This is a genomic window from Alkaliphilus serpentinus (genome assembly GCF_009017255.1).
Taxonomy (GTDB): domain Bacteria; phylum Bacillota; class Clostridia; order Peptostreptococcales; family Natronincolaceae; genus Alkaliphilus_D; species Alkaliphilus_D serpentinus.
Genome location: NZ_WBZB01000037.1, coordinates 1 through 15812 on the forward strand (window position 1 = coordinate 1; position 15812 = coordinate 15812).

The following is a 15812-nucleotide window of genomic DNA, read 5'->3' on the forward strand; positions in this document are numbered from 1 at the left end:
CATAACCTACTTTACACTACCTCTTAATCATCCAATAAACTACGATTAAAATAATTGACAAGGCTGCCAACAAAATAATCACTGGTAAGATTGCGAAGGCCTTTATAAAAACCTTTTCCGTTATAACTATGATGCTGTTAACTGAGTTTACAAAGTTGGCCTTTGCTTTACTCCATATTCCTTCATCAACAGGCTGGATTCTAATAGTGGGGTCTTTTATTTCTTGAAGCTCTAAATCTATGGTAGCCATAGAAACCAGCTTGTCATAGTTATCCAAGGTGCCCCTTAAGCTGTTTATTTGATTTCTTACCCTAGATAATTCATTTTCTATACGAAGTAAATCCTCAACCTTATCAGCCTTCCCTAGAATTTCCCTTAGGCGTTCCTCTTGGATTTCTAGGTTTTTAGCTTCATTTTCAATATCTCTATATTGATCGGTGATATTTACAGTGGATATATTATGGTTTAATACCACACCTAAGTCCCTTAGCTTCTGAAATACCTCCATAAAATCATCTCCGGGGATTCTTATCGATAAGTTGGCAACCCTTATAGAGTTCTCTGGATGATCTCTAACAATTTGTCGGTAATAAATTTCAGAATGCTGGAAATAGCCCCGATACTCATCAACAAGGTTTATAATATTATCATAGACACCGTCAAAATTGCTGCTTTCAATTCTAAGCCTACCCTGATGAATAAGCTTCATAGGGGATTGGGCTTCTTGAGGCTCTTGGGCTTCCATTGCTTCACTGAACTGCAGGGATACCTCCCGTCGCCCTCTTACACCAGTAACAACCACATCATTTGATGAATCTTCCATATTTCCATACTCTTCTGCCTCTGCTGTTTTTTGATCCATAGAAGTGGTAAACAGATTCATTCCGCCCTCCTCGGGAGCCTCGGCAGGGGCCGAATCGTAGGCAAGCTCCTCTGAAGCTTTGTATTGTAGAGGCCCATTTATAGCATTAAAGGCGGCTGCAGAAAAAACAACGATCATCAAGCTGGCGGCCAATCCCTTCCAATGCTTAGAAGCCCATTGTAAGGTTTTCTTAGTTTTCGTTATTTGAGGCTGTTCAATAGAGGTTAGCCTTTGACGAAGGGTAGTATTAAAATCCGGTGGTAATTCAATATCCTCAATATCCTTTAAGCATTCAACCACCGTTTGAAGATTCTTAAGCGCCATTTTACAAATACTACATTCTTCAATATGCTGTAAAAAATCTTCCCTTTCATTTTCAGAAAGCATATCATCAATATATAATGAGCTGTAATAATCAAAATTTTTGCAATCCATTTCTACCCCTCCCTTCATGCTTTCATTCTTTCGCCCAGCAGCTGTCTTAAATTGCCCCTTGCTCGGCTTATTCTTGATTTAACAGTTCCCTCAGAGCATTTAAGAATATCAGCAATTTCCTGATAGGTGAAGCCTTGAATATCTCTAAGTACAATTATTTCACGGTGTTCATGATTTAACTGATTAATAGCGTCATGGATCATAAATCGGGTTTCCTTCTTTTCTAAGATTTCTTCAGGAGTGTTAATATCGTCAGCAATCTCCATTTGATATGTTCCTTCCTCATTTTCCTTTTCTCGATCAAGATAGATAATTTTTGCCCTTCTATTCTTTCTTATAAAATCAATACAAGTATTGGTAACAATTGCGTATAACCATGTTGAAAATTTACTATTACCTTGAAAGTTTCCAATAGATTTATAAATCTTGATAAGAGCCTCTTGTGTAGCATCACTGGCGTCTTCAACATTCCCAAGCATTCTATAGGCAATATTATATGCCTTCTTCTGATAAGGCTGGATTAGCCTTTCAAAGCTATCCACATCCCCCTGCTTAGTTCTTTCAACTAAGGAGATTTCTTCTGGACTCAATTGCTTCACTCCTTTCCCTGCCCTCCTATTATCTTTGACGACGAAAAATAAAATTTGTTCCATATATAATAAACTCTATTTAATTATATACCATTTTATAGAGGATTTAATAAAACAAAAAACAATCGGTAAACTACCGCCGATTGTTCTTATTTTTTTATTTTGATCTGATTGTCTAGTTTAAAGGGATGAAAGAAACTCTTTATTAGCTGAGCTTCTCTGTTATAATGAATTGTAGCATGATGCTTAAAGCCCTTCTTTATTCGATATCTTATATCGGTAAGCTTAATACAAATATTTTCTTTATCCCTTAATACTGAAGCATGGAAATAAGGTGTGAAATCTTTAAAGTATACCCCCAGCTCCTCCTCTAAGGATTTCTCAATCATGGGATCAAACTCCTTTTCAAGGATTTGAAGGGGATAGGGTCTTCTTTTAATGCTGCTAATATCGCCTATGATCCAAACATTCTTTGTTGATAGTAAATAGTTCCAGCTAATAGGATTATATTCAGAAGGCATTAAGGTTACTTCCTTTACACCCTCCATACCCGAATGATAATTTTTAACAACCTTAGATAGTCTTTTACGATCTATATACTTGAGTAGCAGATAGATTGTAATTATTACCACAATAGCTAATAATTCACTAACACGCCTTTTATATAGTAGTAAAATATAACCACACACTAGCGTAATAACTGGGTCGTATATTGTAATTAGATTAACTGAGTATTTTTTTCTCACCATCGGATACAATAATGCCACACCGTAGGAGTTCATATAATCCAACAGAATATGGGATAGAACCCCGATCATTGTCCATAAAAAAACCTCTTTAAATATAAAAGCCGAGAACAAAACCGATAAGACAAGGGTTATTGCCATTGCAGTTGGAATGATTCCAGCTATGCTATGACTTTCGACTCTGTGGTGTTTTAAATAAACGTAATCTCCCTTTAGTTTTGTGATAATATCTAAATCTGGAACAATGGAGCCAATAATTATTCCGATAAAGGCTGGATTATCTAGGGATGTATTATTTAATAGGGCATAGACAGCTCCGCCTATTATCCCATGAGATATTGGATCCATTTTCTTTTCCCCCTATATTGGTTTACATAAAATTATATCAAAAAAACCAGGTATAACCTAGTTGAAGATTTTAACTATCTTTGAGGGATGATTAATCAAAGGATTTAACCCCACAGCTTTTTCTTGACAAACCAACCTACAGTATGCTAATATATGTTTTGTAGTTCTCATGCCGCGGTGGCGGAACTGGCAGACGCAGCAGACTCAAAATCTGCCGATGGCAACATCGTGGGGGTTCGATTCCCTTCCGCGGCACCAAACATATAAAAAATAGACCTAGAATTAGGTCTATTTTTTATATTATTATGCTGTTGAAAAATTACATTAAACTATAAAGTTTTCTAAGGCAGTGAATATCAAAACTGATACAAGTCCTAGTATTCATAACCACTCCAGATAAAGAGACCCTCCTTCTAGGTATTTTACATAATAGAAGAATCCTTCCTTTCTATCCATGTGATGTTTTGTTTTCTATGGGTATATCTGCTAATATATAAAGGTAGTGATGATTGAATACTAAACTAGTAGAATTTTTTTAGGGATACATTTCAAGATGTCGTTATAAATAACATCAATGGTTTCATCGATTTCCTTTAAGGATTCTGTTTGAGATGTATTATCTAAGGGATATTCTATGGATATTGTTTTCATTAATTTTATCATATTATCTCTGAAAAGCCTTTTATTTGTGTCATTATCTAATTCTTTAATTTCAGGGAAATAACCTGCTAGATCACTATTTCTTATGAAAACAGTAACCATAAAGGTGACGATGGGAATTTGAAAGTAGCTAATATGCATAGGGTCGTAATCGTTTTTTACCAAGAGATTGATAATCTCGTGATTGCATTTTTGCAGAAGATTTTCAAACCTTCCCTTTAGATTACGATTTAGGAAATGATAAAAATTTATAAAAAACTCTCTTTGTTTAGTAGTTTTATAATCCCTTAAATCTATCACCTTTGACATGCCTTTTTCCTCCTTAATCTTCTGATTATAAGTATTTGCATATGATTGCTATTGTATTCAGATAATAAACACATTCAATAGTTTTGGGAAGGAAGGTTATTATGCAAGATCAACAACGATATCAAGAAGTAAAGCGGGTTTCAATCGTAAGCATTATCGGTAATGTAGTGCTTACCATCATAAAAGCCGTAATTGGTATTATTTCTGGGTCCACGGCCCTCTTTGCCGATTCCATACATTCTGCTTCAGACGTATTTGGTACAATTGTTCTTTTACAGGGTTTAAGAATAGCTCATATGCCTCCTGATGAATCCCATCCCTATGGTCATCATAAGGCAGAGTCCATTACATCAAAACTTTTGGCAATTATTTTGGTAGTAACTGCTTTGGGTATCGGTAACGAAGCAATAAAAGTATTACGATCACAGGATATATCTCCCCCAGGGATCATTGCAGTATACACTGCCATAGTCTCGATAGTGATAAAGGAAGGCATGTATAGGTATGTTATGGGGGTTGGAAAGCGGATAAAGAGTCAAGCGGTTATTGCTGATGCTTGGCAAAATAGATCCGATGCCTTTTCATCGGTGGCAACCCTTATCGGTGTTGGTGGATCCATAGCTGGGTACCCTTTTATGGATCCCTTGGCAGGAATTTTCGTTTCATTAATGATTTTGAAAACCGGTGTCTCAATTTATATTGATGCAATAAAGGGCCTGATGGATACTGCTCCCGAGGGTTCTGTTATAGAGGATATTGCAAAATTAGCCAATGAAGCTGAAGGTGTAATATCTGTACAGGATGTGAAGGTAAGACAATATGGAGCTAAGTATCATGTGGATATGAAGATTTGTGTTGATCCAAAAATTACTGTAGAAGAGGGTCATGGTGCCGCTGCTAGGGCAAAGGAAAATATTATGAAGAATCGTGAGGATATTTTAGATGTATTAATACATGTGAATCCTTGTCCTAATCTTATGAAAAAATATAGGGATGAATAAATGTTCTTTAGGGGGAATAATGAATGGATTTTAGACAATTAGAAAGCTTTGTGATGGTGGCCAAACATAAAAGTTTTTCAAAGGCAGCGGATTATTTATACTTAACTCAGCCCACCATTAGTAGTCACATATTAAATTTGGAGAAGGACATGAACACCATTTTGATTAATCGATCTAATAGGAAAATCTCCCTAACAAAGGCTGGTGAGATTCTTTATGAGTATGCTGTTAATCTTTTAAATTTAAAGGAAGATGCAGTTTATAAGCTTAATCAATACAAAGGAAAGATTGTTGGTAGTATAGAAATTGCCGCCAGCACCATTCCAGAACAATATATATTACCACAGCTTATGTCTGAATTTAATAAGGAATATCCAGATGTTACCTTTAGGATGCTTCATTATGATTCTCAACAGGTGGTGGAGGGAATTCTTCAAAATCAAATAGATTTTGGTATAGTTGGGGCAAAAGTTCCCAACAACCAGTTAAACTATGTAGAACTTATTCATGATGAGGTATTTTTAATTACACCAGCCACCGGTAGCTATGCTAATCTAAAGGAGCCAGTATCTCTGCAGGATATCCTTGATGAACGGTTTATATTTAGAGAGATGGGGTCAGGCACAAGAAAATTAGTAGATTCAGCCCTCCGGGAGTTAAAGCTAGATACTGCCACCCTTAATGTTATAGCCTATATTGAAAATACCGAGGCCATTAAAGAATGTATTAGGCACGGTTTAGGATTATCCTTTTTATCTAAAAGAGCTGTTGTTGATGAAATACAACTAAATGTCCTCAGAGCACTAAAGGTGAAGGAGCTTAACCTAGCTCGGAAGTTCTATTTCGTTTATCATAAGTATCGAAACCCTTCCCCTTTAGAAGCCACCTTCCAGACCTTTGTTTCCACTTATTTTAATAAATAACAAAACTGACCTTTTGGGGTCAGTTTTATTTATTGAAAAGTGATTAGCTTAGCAGTGAAAACATACCAAGGCTGATCAAAATTATTCAGGTTCAAGACGCAAGAAAAAACAGCACCGGAGCTTATACAAGCATAAGTGAGGATGCTGTTTTTTTGCAGTAACGAAGAAGATGGATGATTTTCATCAGCCTACTCTAAAGGTCTAATAGCAGACTAGAAGACCACCAATCCCCGCATGAGTACCAATAACTGGACCCATGGTTGTTACGATAACTTCACTGGGGTTAAATCGCTTTATAATTTCATTCTTTAAGGCTATTGCGTCCTCTATACAATCACAGTGGGTAATTCCAATGATCCGTTCTTTAAAGTTCACATTCTCCTCTGCAAGCTTATCAATCATAAAGCTAATGGCCTTTTTCTTACCCCTTAAGGTTTTTAGAAGCTTTACATAGCCTTCTTCTACATGGACAACAAACTTTAAATTCAGCATACTAGCCATCATTTCTTTGGTTTTACTTACTCTACCACCCTTAACGGCATTTTCTAAAGTTTCAAGATATACAAATACACGCATTTGCTCTCTATATTCCCTTAACTTTTCGATGATTTTACTTTTATCAAAGCCTTCCTCCAGCATCTGACACGCCTTAAGGACCTGAAGTCCAAGACCTAAGGACCCATTTAAGGAATCAAATATTTCTACATCCTCTCCAGCCATATCCTTTGCCATATTTGCACAATCGAAGGTCCCACTAAGCTTAGAAGATAGGTGGATGCTTAGGGTTTCCTTTGCCCTCTTAGCTCCTTCCTTAAATGCCTCTATAAAGCTATGGGGTGAAGGCTGTGCTGTTTTGGGTAGGTTCTTAGATGCTGCCATTTTATTAAAGAACTCCTGGTGACTTAATTCTATGCCATCTACATAATTTTTGTCATCGATTTCAATACTCAATGGCACAACCATAATCTTATACTTATCGATTATGTCCTTAGGCAAATCACAAGAGCTATCAGTGATTATCTGCATACTATACCTCCTTAATTTCTTTTAGGTTATCTTCTACAAATAACGAATTTTCCCTGCATATTTATATGGTTTTTTTAAATTATTATTACCTAATTATCGCTTAAGAGGCTATAAACAAAAATTCTTCGCCTCCATAAAATCAATCAATCATTTATAGTAGGCGAAGAATTCAAGTGAACTTTTATTCCATTAAAGCTTAACTACGCAATATAGAAGGCTTTATAGGCTTTATAAGTCATATAAAGGTCAACCTTACTCACCAATTCCAGTGGAGCATGCATACTGAGCATTGGAGTTCCGCAATCGATAACCTCAGCTCCATAATTAGCTAATATATAGGCTATCGTTCCGCCACCTCCTTGGTCTACCTTGCCAAGTTCTCCAACCTGCCATACTACTTCGTTGTTATTAAATATTCTTCTTATTTCAGCGATGAACTCTGCATTAGCATCATTACAACCACCTTTACCCCTAACGCCTGTATATTTGGTGATGGTTACGCCCTTACCAATAAATGACGCATTCCTTTTGTCAAGAACCTCAGGATAGTTGGGATCATATCCAGCTGTAACATCACCTGAAAGAACTTTTGTATTTTTAAAGGCCCTTCTAATTGCTAGATGGCTGGTATTCCCCTGTAATACCAATAGCTCTGCCACAACATTCTCGAAGAACATCGACTCCATACCTGTATTACCCATGCTTCCAACCTCTTCTTTATCCACAAAGAGGCCAACAACAGTTGTTTCAGGGTTTTCAATTTCCAATACTGCTTCTAAGGCTGCATAGGAGCAAACTCTATCGTCATGTCCATGGGCAGCTATCATACTTCCATCTAGGCCAACATCTCTAGCCTTACCTGCTGGAACCACTTCAATCTCAGCAACAGTAAAATCCTCTTCAACAATACCATATTTCTTATTTAGAAGATTTAGAACATTAAGCTTCACCTTATCTTTAGCGTCTTTACTGTTGTAGGGAATATTACCAATCAAGATGTTCAAACCTTCTCCCGTAATACCTTCCCCCATCTTTTTTGCCATTTGATCTGAAGCTAAATGAGGTAGTAAATCTGAAATATAAAAAACAGGATCTTGATCCTCTTCTCCTATGGAAATATTAATCTTATTTCCCTTTCTATCAATGATAACACCATGTATAGCCAGAGGTATGGAAACCCACTGGTATTTTTTAATTCCACCGTAGTAATGGGTTTTAAGCATTGCCAATCCTTCATCCTCATATAAAGGAAATGCCTTTAAATCCAATCTTGGCGCATCAAGATGGGAACCCACGATCTTCATACCCTTCTCTATTCCATCTTTACCTACAACAAAAAGGGCTATAGCCTTATCTCTGTTAACTGAATAAATCTTATCTCCAGCTTGAATTGAACCCTTTTCTATAGCATCCTCTAGGGATATGTAACCCTTTTTCTTAGCTCTATCTAATATTTCAGTAACGCATTCCCTTTCGGTTTTTCCCCTATCTAGAAATCCCTTATAGGTTTCACCAAAGGCAAAAACTTTTTCCATTTCTCCATCCTTCAATTGCTCCCAAGCACTTTTAAAGCTCTTGGTTAATAACTCCTGTAGCTCTTTACCATTTCCAGTGGTCATGTCATTAGCCTCCCTGTTATAATATAAAATTTATATGTTAATCTAATTTTATATATGCATTTTTTATTTGTCAATAATTTTAAACAATTCTAAAAAAATTGTAAATACTAAAGGGACGTATTTACTATGAAATCGTCCCTTTAAAAATTTCTATATTATAATATGTGTCTGTTTAATTACCTCTTCCTTTGCCCCAAGAGCAAAACACATTCATAAATGTTGAATGTTGAATGTTGAATGTTGAATGTTGAATGTTGAATGTTGAATTGATGAAGAAATTTGACTTAGACAAATTTCCACAAGAATTATTCACTATTAGATATTCACTATTCAATGGTTTTTATGTTTTGTTCTCAATTCTCAATTTGCCTTTACTATATTTTCTTAATATTGTGCTTGTAAGCATATATAGCCGCTTGGGTACGGTCGTTTACATTAATTTTTTTAAATATATTGGAAACATGATTTTTTACAGTTTTCTCACTTATGTAAAGACTGCTGGCTATTTCTTTGTTGTTTAATCCATCAGCGATTAGGGTTAGTACCTCATATTCTCTTCTTGTAAGCTTAATATCCGATAAAATCTTATTATTGTTTACTTTATTATTGTCTGAAGCTAAATTATAGGCTAGAGTTGGATGGATATAGGAACCGCCTCTGTAAACTTCTCTTATGGCCTTTACCAAGCTCTCGCTTTCAGCGTCCTTTAAAACGTATCCATTTGCACCTAGATTAATGGTTTCAAAAAGATATTCCTGATCACCATGGAAGGTTAGCATAATAATTTTGGTAGTTTTGTTGATATCCTTTAATCTCCTAAGGGTTTGAATACCATTCAAAAGTGGCATATTAATGTCTAATAATACAATATCTGGCTTTAGTGTTTGTACCAGCTTTATTGCATCTTCACCATTTCCTGCTTGTCCTACTATTGCTAAGTCTTCTTCCAGCTCCAGAATTTGCTTTAAGCCTTGTCTTACCATAGAGTGATCGTCAACCAAAAGTATATGAATTTTTTTCATTAAGTTACCCCCTTATTCATATGGTATATTTACATTTATTTTTGTACCTTTATTAACTTCACTTCTTATTTGCAGACTACCATTCAACAACTCTACCCTTTCCTTCATGTTGGTTATTCCAAATCCCCCATCATCACGGATTTCCATCTCATTTTCATTCAATTCAAAACCGATGCCATCATCTATAATATAAAGACTGATGCCTTTTTTATTCATTTCAAGCTTAATCTTAACGTTTTTAGCCCCTGAGTGTTTCTTAATATTATTTAGTGATTCTTGTATTACTCTAAAAATTGAAAGGTTCTTTACCTGGTCCTCCATTTGTGATTGGGATAATATGATGAAGTCAACAGCGATACCAGTATCCTTTTGAAAAACCTCAATGTATCTTTGTACCATAGGTATAAAGCCTAAATCGTCTATAGCCATAGGCCTAAGGTTGTATATGATTTTTCGAATGTCCTTGACTCCTTCTCTTAGTATATTCCTTAATACCTGCAGCTCAATTTTGGATTTTTCCTTATCTATATCCATAAGTTTCTCACAAATCTCAGCCTTAATAATTACATTTGCAAAGGTTTGGGCTGGACCATCATGAATATCTCTTGCCACCCGCTGTCTTTCCTCTTCTTGTGCACGAATGATTCTTCTACCTATGTTCTGCTTCACTTGTATATCTTCTAAGGTAGTAGTTAAATCCTGTAGATTTCCTGTTAAGTATTCCATTGCTACCCCAATCTTAGATACAAGCTCCTCAGCTTTCTTAAGTGTATCTTCCGATTGTTTGAACCTCATTTCTAATTCTGTTCTATATCTAAACAAATCATTTTCTTCTTGTCTTTTGAGGATTAACTTAATCTGCAGCTCATTTGCCTGTTGATAAGCCTTTTTTATATCTTCCTCCGAGTACTTTGAAAAGTCTTTACTAACCTGCAGCAGTCTCTTTCGTCCATTTTTTTCAAGGGCCTCCACCAGTTCAACTTCCTGCAACAGGGTCTTCATTTTTTGCTTTGTTTCTTCCAATTGCTTTTTTATGCTATTACATGCCTTACGAGCATTCTCTGCAATGTCGAAGATCGCCTCTTTACTCTCTTCAATAGCAGCAACTGTCTTATTAAGTATTGAATTCATCTCCTCAATATCATAGGAGCCATTGACCATAATATCACCTCTGTATCATTTATCAATTTATTTCTTTATTAAATAAGGATTTCCTCTATTTTTATCCATAAAATTGGCTTCTATAAAAGGAATAGGACTTTTAACCTAAATACATCCAAAAAAAATACACTGAACAAAAGTAGCTAGCGCCACGTTTGTTTTCCAGGGAACCCATGTGTTCCCTAGGACGTTTCACTTTCGGTCGTCTCACCGTCTCGACGCCGTTCGTAGCATAGTGTCACTTATTCGTGACACAACTCACCTCTCCTTACTTTAATAAGGGGGGAACGCCCCCCTTAACAACCTCCCATTTCATAGGCCTTAAAACGAACTTTCCTATGAAATAAAAAAGGGAGGCCACTTCTCCCTTTTTTTAAACATTATGATATTGGATAATAATCCTTTAAAAACCAATCTTCACCCTTCCTGACCATCACCATATGATAGAGGGTTTTCTCTTGCCTAAATTCTTCCATCCCCTGCAAAAACCAAGTAATAGCAACCTCCAGTTGAACTGTGTCACCCTCTTGCTCTACAACATTTAATTCCTCTATCTTAAAATCCTCAATAAACTCATGATCTATACCATCAGTCCTTAGTTCTTTAAAGGTCTCAATATCTGCTGTAAGTAATGGATCCTCAAGATAGTATCGTAGCTTCTTTTTCACTTCAGAAGTATCTATTTCAGTTCCTTCAAGTATTTGATTAAACAATTCAACCCGAATATGTAATCCTTCTTTAACTCTAATATATATTTCCCTTTCCAATAAATCAGTATTGGTAGGATTAAGAATAGCAAAAATATTAAGATGGTTAGCCATTAATAGTAGGATTAATAGCAGTGGCATTATAATCTTCTTCATATAAAATCCCCCTTTGTCTATACATTATAAACAAAAGAGGGAGAATAATTTGCTCTTTTTTGACTTGTATAAAAAACTTTTCAACAACAGAGTGTGGCATTTTTTTGTTATTGATCCATGTTTTCTATTTTTTTCTTTTCATCATCACTAAGGACCTTTTCTAGATCCAACAAAATTACCATTCTCTCAACAACCTTTGCAATTCCGCTAATAAACTTTTGGTCTATATCTGTAATTAGGTCGGGTGCTGGGTCTACATCCTTATTCTCAATAGTTAATACTTGGGATGCATCATCTACTAGGAAGCCTACTTGTTTCTCTTTAAGATTGATGATAATAATTCTTGTATTGGAGGTTATTTCCTTAATTTCTAGATGAAACTTTCTTCTTAGATTGATTATGGGAGTTATCACGCCACGATAGTTAATAATTCCATCCACAAAATTTGGAGCATTAGGAATCTTAACACTTTCTTTAAACTCACTAATTTCTTTAACATGCATTATATCTACACCATATTCTTCTTTATCTAGTTTAAAAATTACATATTGTCTTTCACTCATGTTATCCCTCCTAATTTCTTGACTTGTATTATATTACTAATTCGCTATAAAAAAGAAAACTCCTTTTATTCATGTCAAAAAATGTAGAAGAGTGGCATATTAATCAACAATCTCAATTCTATCCAATTGATCCTTGAAGGATTTTCTAAAGTTTTTAATATATTCTTCCCGTAATTTCTTTTGTTCAAGCTTTTCTTCCCCTGTTAACTCCCTGGTTTTAGATATTTTAACCAATTCATTAATTCTATTTAACTTTTCTTTAGTTAGCATTTTCAACACTCCTTAATCTATTACTTAATACAATATACCATAGTATTAAAAATTGATAAAGGGTCTTATTCCATTTTCAGTTGATTATCTTCTTCAGTAGAACTAGTATCCATGTTATTCTCATCTATAGGAGTTTCTGCAGCTCCAAGCAATGACTTTTCTTCTTCATTTCCCATACTGCTTATAACCTTTAATATCTGTACCATCTTTGTTAAGGATTCTTTTTGCTCCTCACTAACAAAGGGTTGTAAAATCTGAATGATATCCATCTCATCTATTTTTTTCTTTTTCTCCATGGATTTAACCAACTTCAACATCCCCATTAGGGTTTTCATCTCATGGGACTTAGCTTTTATTTCACCCTCCAATAATGGTTCGAATAGCTCAATGTATTTCTCCACTGCTTCGATGGTTATCCCCTCAGTACCCAATTCTTGTATTTCCTTTAGCTTGCTACCCATCATATTGGTCTTAAGATTTAACTCTATCGCCCTATGAATTACTTCTCTTTTTTCATCCTCTACAAATTCTGCTATATCCATGAGCATATATCTCTTTTTATCCTCAAAGGATAAGGCATGGTACTTGGTTTCAACCTTCTGCAATTGAGAAATCTCAAATAGACCCTTTAGCTTTAGTATAATATGTAATACCATTTCAGCCCTATGGACAATTCCCTGCTCTTCCTCTAGCATATAGCCCTTGATCCTGTTCAAAAGCTTTATTTTTTTTGACAGCTTATCTTCTTCTATCTCGCTTATCCTAATTAGATCTGGCATTTTTTGGAACAGCATCACTAACACAGGTACAAATAAGAACCAGTTTTTTTTAATGACACTTATATTAATGATATGATCCATTCTATTCTCATTACCCTCTATTGATCCCATTGTTTTCCCCCTCTTACAATTTGTATCAATATTAATATATATTTCATTACTCATAGAATTATTAAAACTTTATTTATTTGTTTAAATTAAATAAAAACTTGTAACAAAGGAGATTCTATTGCATACCTTATATAGATATAGAAAAAATCAACCTATAATATCAGGAGGGATATGGATGGATGAAGCCAAACTAAATGAGTTAATAAAAGCTGCTAAAGCTGGAGATTATTCTAAGCTAGAGGAAGTAAAGGATTTAATTTCTGAAGAGGATTATCAGAAGGTCCTAAATCTTTTTCAGCAATACAAGGGAAAGTCAGAGGGTGAAATTCTAAAGGAATTGTCTAGATTGCAAGGGAATATACCCAACAAGGAAGCCATAATTCAACAAATACAACCCTTCTTAACTGATGATCAGAAGGTTAAACTGCAAAAAATCATGGAATATTTAAATCAACAAGAGTAAAAAAGATCCACCATTCTAAATGAATGGTGGAGACTTTTTAGTATAGGCTTATCACCTCATCAACTTTATTTACGATCTCATGGTTAAAAATTAATTTGCTACATTTGTTTATATCAATGTAAAATTCTCTATCTTCTTGAAGCCTATCCACATGATCCCTTATTACCCTATAGGCAATTTCAGTTCCCTTTCCAAGCTTATGGCCTTCATAGAAGTCTATTGCTTGTGCAGCTGCCAATAGCTCTATAGCCAATACATTAACGGCATTCTTATAGATTTCCCTAGCCTTTCTTGCTGCTATTGTTCCCATGGATACATGGTCCTCTTGGTTGGCTGAGGATGGAATAGAGTCTACACTGGCTGGATGGGCCAATACCTTATTTTCTGATACCAGTGCCGCAGCAGCGTATTGAGCTATCATAAATCCTGAGTTTAACCCCCCCTTAGCTGTTAAAAAGGCTGGAAGACTACTAAGCTGTGGATTAACCAATCTTTCTGTTCTCCTTTCAGATACATTGGCAAGCTCCGAAATTGCAATTCCTAAAAAGTCAAAGGCCAAGGCCATTGGTTGACCATGGAAGTTTCCTCCTGATATAACCCTTTGATCTTCTGTAAAGATCAGTGGGTTGTCAGTTGCTGCATTCATTTCAATCATCAGTTTTGATTCTACATAGCCTATAGCATCTCTGCTTCCTCCGTGAATTTGTGGAATACATCTTAAGGTGTAGGCGTCTTGAACTCTTATTTCTCCCTGTCTTGTAGTATATGTACTATTCTCCAGTAGTTTCAAAAGGTTTTCTGCTGTTTCTAACTGACCTTTATGAGGCCTTACCCCATGGACTAAAGGACTAAAGGCATCTACAATTCCTCTTTGGGCTTCTACTGTCATAGCTCCAGCAATATCCGCTAGCTTTAACAACTTCTTACAGTCAAAAACCGTTAAAGCCCCTATGGCTGTCATTACCTGAGTACCATTTATTAAGGCCAAACCCTCTTTAGCGGTTAATCGAATGATGGGTATGCCAGCCTTATCCATAGCATCCCTTCCCCTCATTCTTTCACCCTTATAAGTGGCTTCACCTAAGCCAATCATTACAAGGACCATATGGGCTAGCGGAGCTAGATCCCCACTTGCACCTAGGGAGCCCTTTTCAGGAATGATGGGATGGACACCCTTATTTAACATATCTAAAAGGGTATTAACAGTGGATAGCCGCACACCTGAGTAGCCCTTTGCCAAGGCATTGGCCCTTAAAAGCATAATAGCCCTTACGACATCCTCTGGCAAAGGCTCCCCTACTCCACAAGCATGACTGGTAATAAGGTTTTTTTGAAGATCCTCTGTTTCATCCTTAGAGATTGCTACATCACTGAATTTTCCAAAGCCTGTGGTTATACCATACACTACCCTTTCCTCATTAACAAATTCATCAACCAATCTTCTACTCTCTTGCATTTTCTCAATGGCTTCATTACTGATTTCAACAGCTACAAAGTCTCTAGCCACGCTAGCCACTACCTCTAATGTCAGACTATTACCATCGATGATGATTTTATTCATATCTTCATTCCTCCTGAAATCCTATTTTATAATCCTTTATTCTTATTATAATCATATATAAAAGGTTCTACAGATAAAAGCCTTTTCCTTCATTATTTACAATTTTTTTATAAGCCTTCCAAAAATTTTAGTAGTTTAATGAATTAAAGTACTATTATGAAAAAGGGAAGGGATACTACATAATAAAAACTGGAGCTGTTGGCTCCAGTTTTTATTATGAATCAGTTTATTAGCTTAAACGCCTACGAATTTCATCATGTATTGCCTCAGCTGTTTGACCTCTGGCATCAATAATAGGTGCCTTTGTATAGGTATCTTCAATACCCATCATGTTAGAGTCTTGACCTGTGATTACAATTGCTGCATACTTATTTAGATTATTGTTACTACCCAAGGCCTCTACTTTAAAGCCCTTTTGCTGTAGATAGTCCCTTACATTTGTTAAGGAGCCTTCTACTCCTATTAAATTATCCTTCAATTCAACACCTCCTAATAAAGAT

17 protein-coding genes and 1 tRNA gene are annotated in these 15812 nt (G+C 35.6%); 4 read left to right on the forward strand and 14 right to left on the reverse strand.

The window, feature by feature from the left end; translation table 11 throughout:
* Positions 1 to 16 precede the first annotated feature (16 nt).
* The 3 genes from F8153_RS10135 to F8153_RS10145 form a co-directional block, all read right to left on the reverse strand.
* The gene (locus F8153_RS10135; RefSeq protein ID WP_192929772.1) at positions 17 to 1297 is read right to left on the reverse strand and encodes a DUF4349 domain-containing protein; all 1281 of its coding nucleotides are present in this window, start codon (positions 1295 to 1297) and stop codon (positions 17 to 19) included.
* Positions 1298 to 1311: 14 nt separating this feature from the next.
* Positions 1312 to 1896 (reverse strand): RNA polymerase sigma factor, encoded by a 585-nt coding sequence (locus F8153_RS10140; RefSeq protein WP_243136946.1) that lies wholly within the window; start codon positions 1894 to 1896, stop codon positions 1312 to 1314.
* Positions 1897 to 2036: 140 nt separating this feature from the next.
* The gene (locus F8153_RS10145; RefSeq protein ID WP_151866252.1) at positions 2037 to 2981 is read right to left on the reverse strand and encodes a metal-dependent hydrolase; all 945 of its coding nucleotides are present in this window, start codon (positions 2979 to 2981) and stop codon (positions 2037 to 2039) included.
* A gap of 171 nt (positions 2982 to 3152) precedes the next feature.
* Here F8153_RS10145 and F8153_RS10150 point away from each other — a divergent pair.
* Positions 3153 to 3239, forward strand: a tRNA-Leu gene (locus F8153_RS10150).
* Positions 3240 to 3497: 258 nt separating this feature from the next.
* Here F8153_RS10150 and F8153_RS10155 read toward each other — a convergent pair.
* Positions 3498 to 3950, reverse strand: a complete 453-nt coding sequence (locus F8153_RS10155; RefSeq protein ID WP_151866253.1) for a hypothetical protein — start codon at positions 3948 to 3950, stop codon at positions 3498 to 3500.
* Between the two features lie 101 nt (positions 3951 to 4051).
* On the opposite strand from F8153_RS10155, the gene F8153_RS10160 reads away from it, so the two are divergent.
* On the forward strand, positions 4052 to 4951 hold the full coding sequence (locus tag F8153_RS10160; protein ID WP_151866254.1) for a cation diffusion facilitator family transporter: 900 nt from the start codon (positions 4052 to 4054) through the stop codon (positions 4949 to 4951).
* 23 nt (positions 4952 to 4974) lie between these two features.
* Complete coding sequence (locus F8153_RS10165) at positions 4975 to 5874, forward strand: selenium metabolism-associated LysR family transcriptional regulator (RefSeq protein ID WP_151866255.1); 900 nt, start codon at positions 4975 to 4977, stop codon at positions 5872 to 5874.
* Positions 5875 to 6075: 201 nt separating this feature from the next.
* Here the strand turns inward: F8153_RS10165 and F8153_RS10170 are convergent, their stop codons facing one another.
* The 8 genes from F8153_RS10170 to F8153_RS10205 form a co-directional block, all read right to left on the reverse strand.
* Positions 6076 to 6900 (reverse strand): DegV family protein, encoded by an 825-nt coding sequence (locus tag F8153_RS10170; RefSeq protein ID WP_151866256.1) that lies wholly within the window; start codon positions 6898 to 6900, stop codon positions 6076 to 6078.
* A 200-nt stretch (positions 6901 to 7100) separates the two neighbouring features.
* Positions 7101 to 8519 carry an aminopeptidase gene (locus tag F8153_RS10175; RefSeq protein WP_151866257.1) on the reverse strand — a complete coding sequence of 473 codons (1419 nt, stop codon included), beginning with the start codon at positions 8517 to 8519 and terminating at the stop codon, positions 7101 to 7103.
* Positions 8520 to 8893: 374 nt separating this feature from the next.
* Entirely contained in the window at positions 8894 to 9541 is a 648-nt protein-coding gene (locus F8153_RS10180; RefSeq protein ID WP_151866258.1) for a response regulator, read from the reverse strand.
* A 12-nt stretch (positions 9542 to 9553) separates the two neighbouring features.
* Complete coding sequence (locus tag F8153_RS10185; RefSeq protein WP_151866259.1) at positions 9554 to 10702, reverse strand: sensor histidine kinase; 1149 nt, start codon at positions 10700 to 10702, stop codon at positions 9554 to 9556.
* Positions 10703 to 11082: 380 nt separating this feature from the next.
* Positions 11083 to 11565 (reverse strand): hypothetical protein, encoded by a 483-nt coding sequence (locus F8153_RS10190; RefSeq protein WP_151866260.1) that lies wholly within the window; start codon positions 11563 to 11565, stop codon positions 11083 to 11085.
* A gap of 107 nt (positions 11566 to 11672) precedes the next feature.
* Positions 11673 to 12128: a chemotaxis protein CheW gene (locus F8153_RS10195; protein WP_151866261.1), complete on the reverse strand. Its 456-nt coding sequence runs from the start codon at positions 12126 to 12128 to the stop codon at positions 11673 to 11675.
* Positions 12129 to 12227: 99 nt separating this feature from the next.
* A complete protein-coding gene (locus F8153_RS10200; protein ID WP_151866262.1) occupies positions 12228 to 12398 on the reverse strand; it encodes a DUF896 domain-containing protein in 171 nt (56 codons plus the stop codon).
* A 65-nt stretch (positions 12399 to 12463) separates the two neighbouring features.
* A complete protein-coding gene (locus tag F8153_RS10205) occupies positions 12464 to 13288 on the reverse strand; it encodes a hypothetical protein (protein ID WP_151866263.1) in 825 nt (274 codons plus the stop codon).
* Between the two features lie 175 nt (positions 13289 to 13463).
* Here F8153_RS10205 and F8153_RS10210 point away from each other — a divergent pair, with 175 nt between their 5' ends.
* A complete protein-coding gene (locus F8153_RS10210) occupies positions 13464 to 13751 on the forward strand; it encodes a hypothetical protein (protein WP_151866264.1) in 288 nt (95 codons plus the stop codon).
* Between the two features lie 37 nt (positions 13752 to 13788).
* Here F8153_RS10210 and hutH read toward each other — a convergent pair whose 3' ends face one another.
* A complete protein-coding gene (gene hutH / locus F8153_RS10215) occupies positions 13789 to 15312 on the reverse strand; it encodes a histidine ammonia-lyase (protein WP_151866265.1) in 1524 nt (507 codons plus the stop codon).
* 229 nt (positions 15313 to 15541) lie between these two features.
* Complete coding sequence (locus tag F8153_RS10220; RefSeq protein ID WP_243136947.1) at positions 15542 to 15790, reverse strand: YkuS family protein; 249 nt, start codon at positions 15788 to 15790, stop codon at positions 15542 to 15544.
* Between the last annotated feature and the right edge of the window lie 22 nt (positions 15791 to 15812).

What these genes read in the sequence shown, in the direction of transcription:
- F8153_RS10165 (WP_151866255.1), top strand. Translation starts at nt 4,975, where the DNA reads ATGGATTTTAGACAATTAGAAAGCTTTGTGATGGTGGCCAAACATAAA.
- F8153_RS10205 (WP_151866263.1), bottom strand. Translation starts at nt 13,288, where the DNA reads ATGGGATCAATAGAGGGTAATGAGAATAGAATGGATCATATCATTAAT.
- F8153_RS10210 (WP_151866264.1), top strand. Translation starts at nt 13,464, where the DNA reads ATGGATGAAGCCAAACTAAATGAGTTAATAAAAGCTGCTAAAGCTGGA.
- F8153_RS10135 (WP_192929772.1), bottom strand. Translation starts at nt 1,297, where the DNA reads ATGGATTGCAAAAATTTTGATTATTACAGCTCATTATATATTGATGAT.
- F8153_RS10145 (WP_151866252.1), bottom strand. Translation starts at nt 2,981, where the DNA reads ATGGATCCAATATCTCATGGGATAATAGGCGGAGCTGTCTATGCCCTA.
- F8153_RS10170 (WP_151866256.1), bottom strand. Translation starts at nt 6,900, where the DNA reads ATGCAGATAATCACTGATAGCTCTTGTGATTTGCCTAAGGACATAATC.
- F8153_RS10155 (WP_151866253.1), bottom strand. Translation starts at nt 3,950, where the DNA reads ATGTCAAAGGTGATAGATTTAAGGGATTATAAAACTACTAAACAAAGA.
- F8153_RS10195 (WP_151866261.1), bottom strand. Translation starts at nt 12,128, where the DNA reads ATGAGTGAAAGACAATATGTAATTTTTAAACTAGATAAAGAAGAATAT.
- F8153_RS10175 (WP_151866257.1), bottom strand. Translation starts at nt 8,519, where the DNA reads ATGACCACTGGAAATGGTAAAGAGCTACAGGAGTTATTAACCAAGAGC.
- F8153_RS10185 (WP_151866259.1), bottom strand. Translation starts at nt 10,702, where the DNA reads ATGGTCAATGGCTCCTATGATATTGAGGAGATGAATTCAATACTTAAT.
- F8153_RS10200 (WP_151866262.1), bottom strand. Translation starts at nt 12,398, where the DNA reads ATGCTAACTAAAGAAAAGTTAAATAGAATTAATGAATTGGTTAAAATA.
- F8153_RS10190 (WP_151866260.1), bottom strand. Translation starts at nt 11,565, where the DNA reads ATGAAGAAGATTATAATGCCACTGCTATTAATCCTACTATTAATGGCT.
- hutH (WP_151866265.1), bottom strand. Translation starts at nt 15,312, where the DNA reads ATGAATAAAATCATCATCGATGGTAATAGTCTGACATTAGAGGTAGTG.
- F8153_RS10160 (WP_151866254.1), top strand. Translation starts at nt 4,052, where the DNA reads ATGCAAGATCAACAACGATATCAAGAAGTAAAGCGGGTTTCAATCGTA.
- F8153_RS10180 (WP_151866258.1), bottom strand. Translation starts at nt 9,541, where the DNA reads ATGAAAAAAATTCATATACTTTTGGTTGACGATCACTCTATGGTAAGA.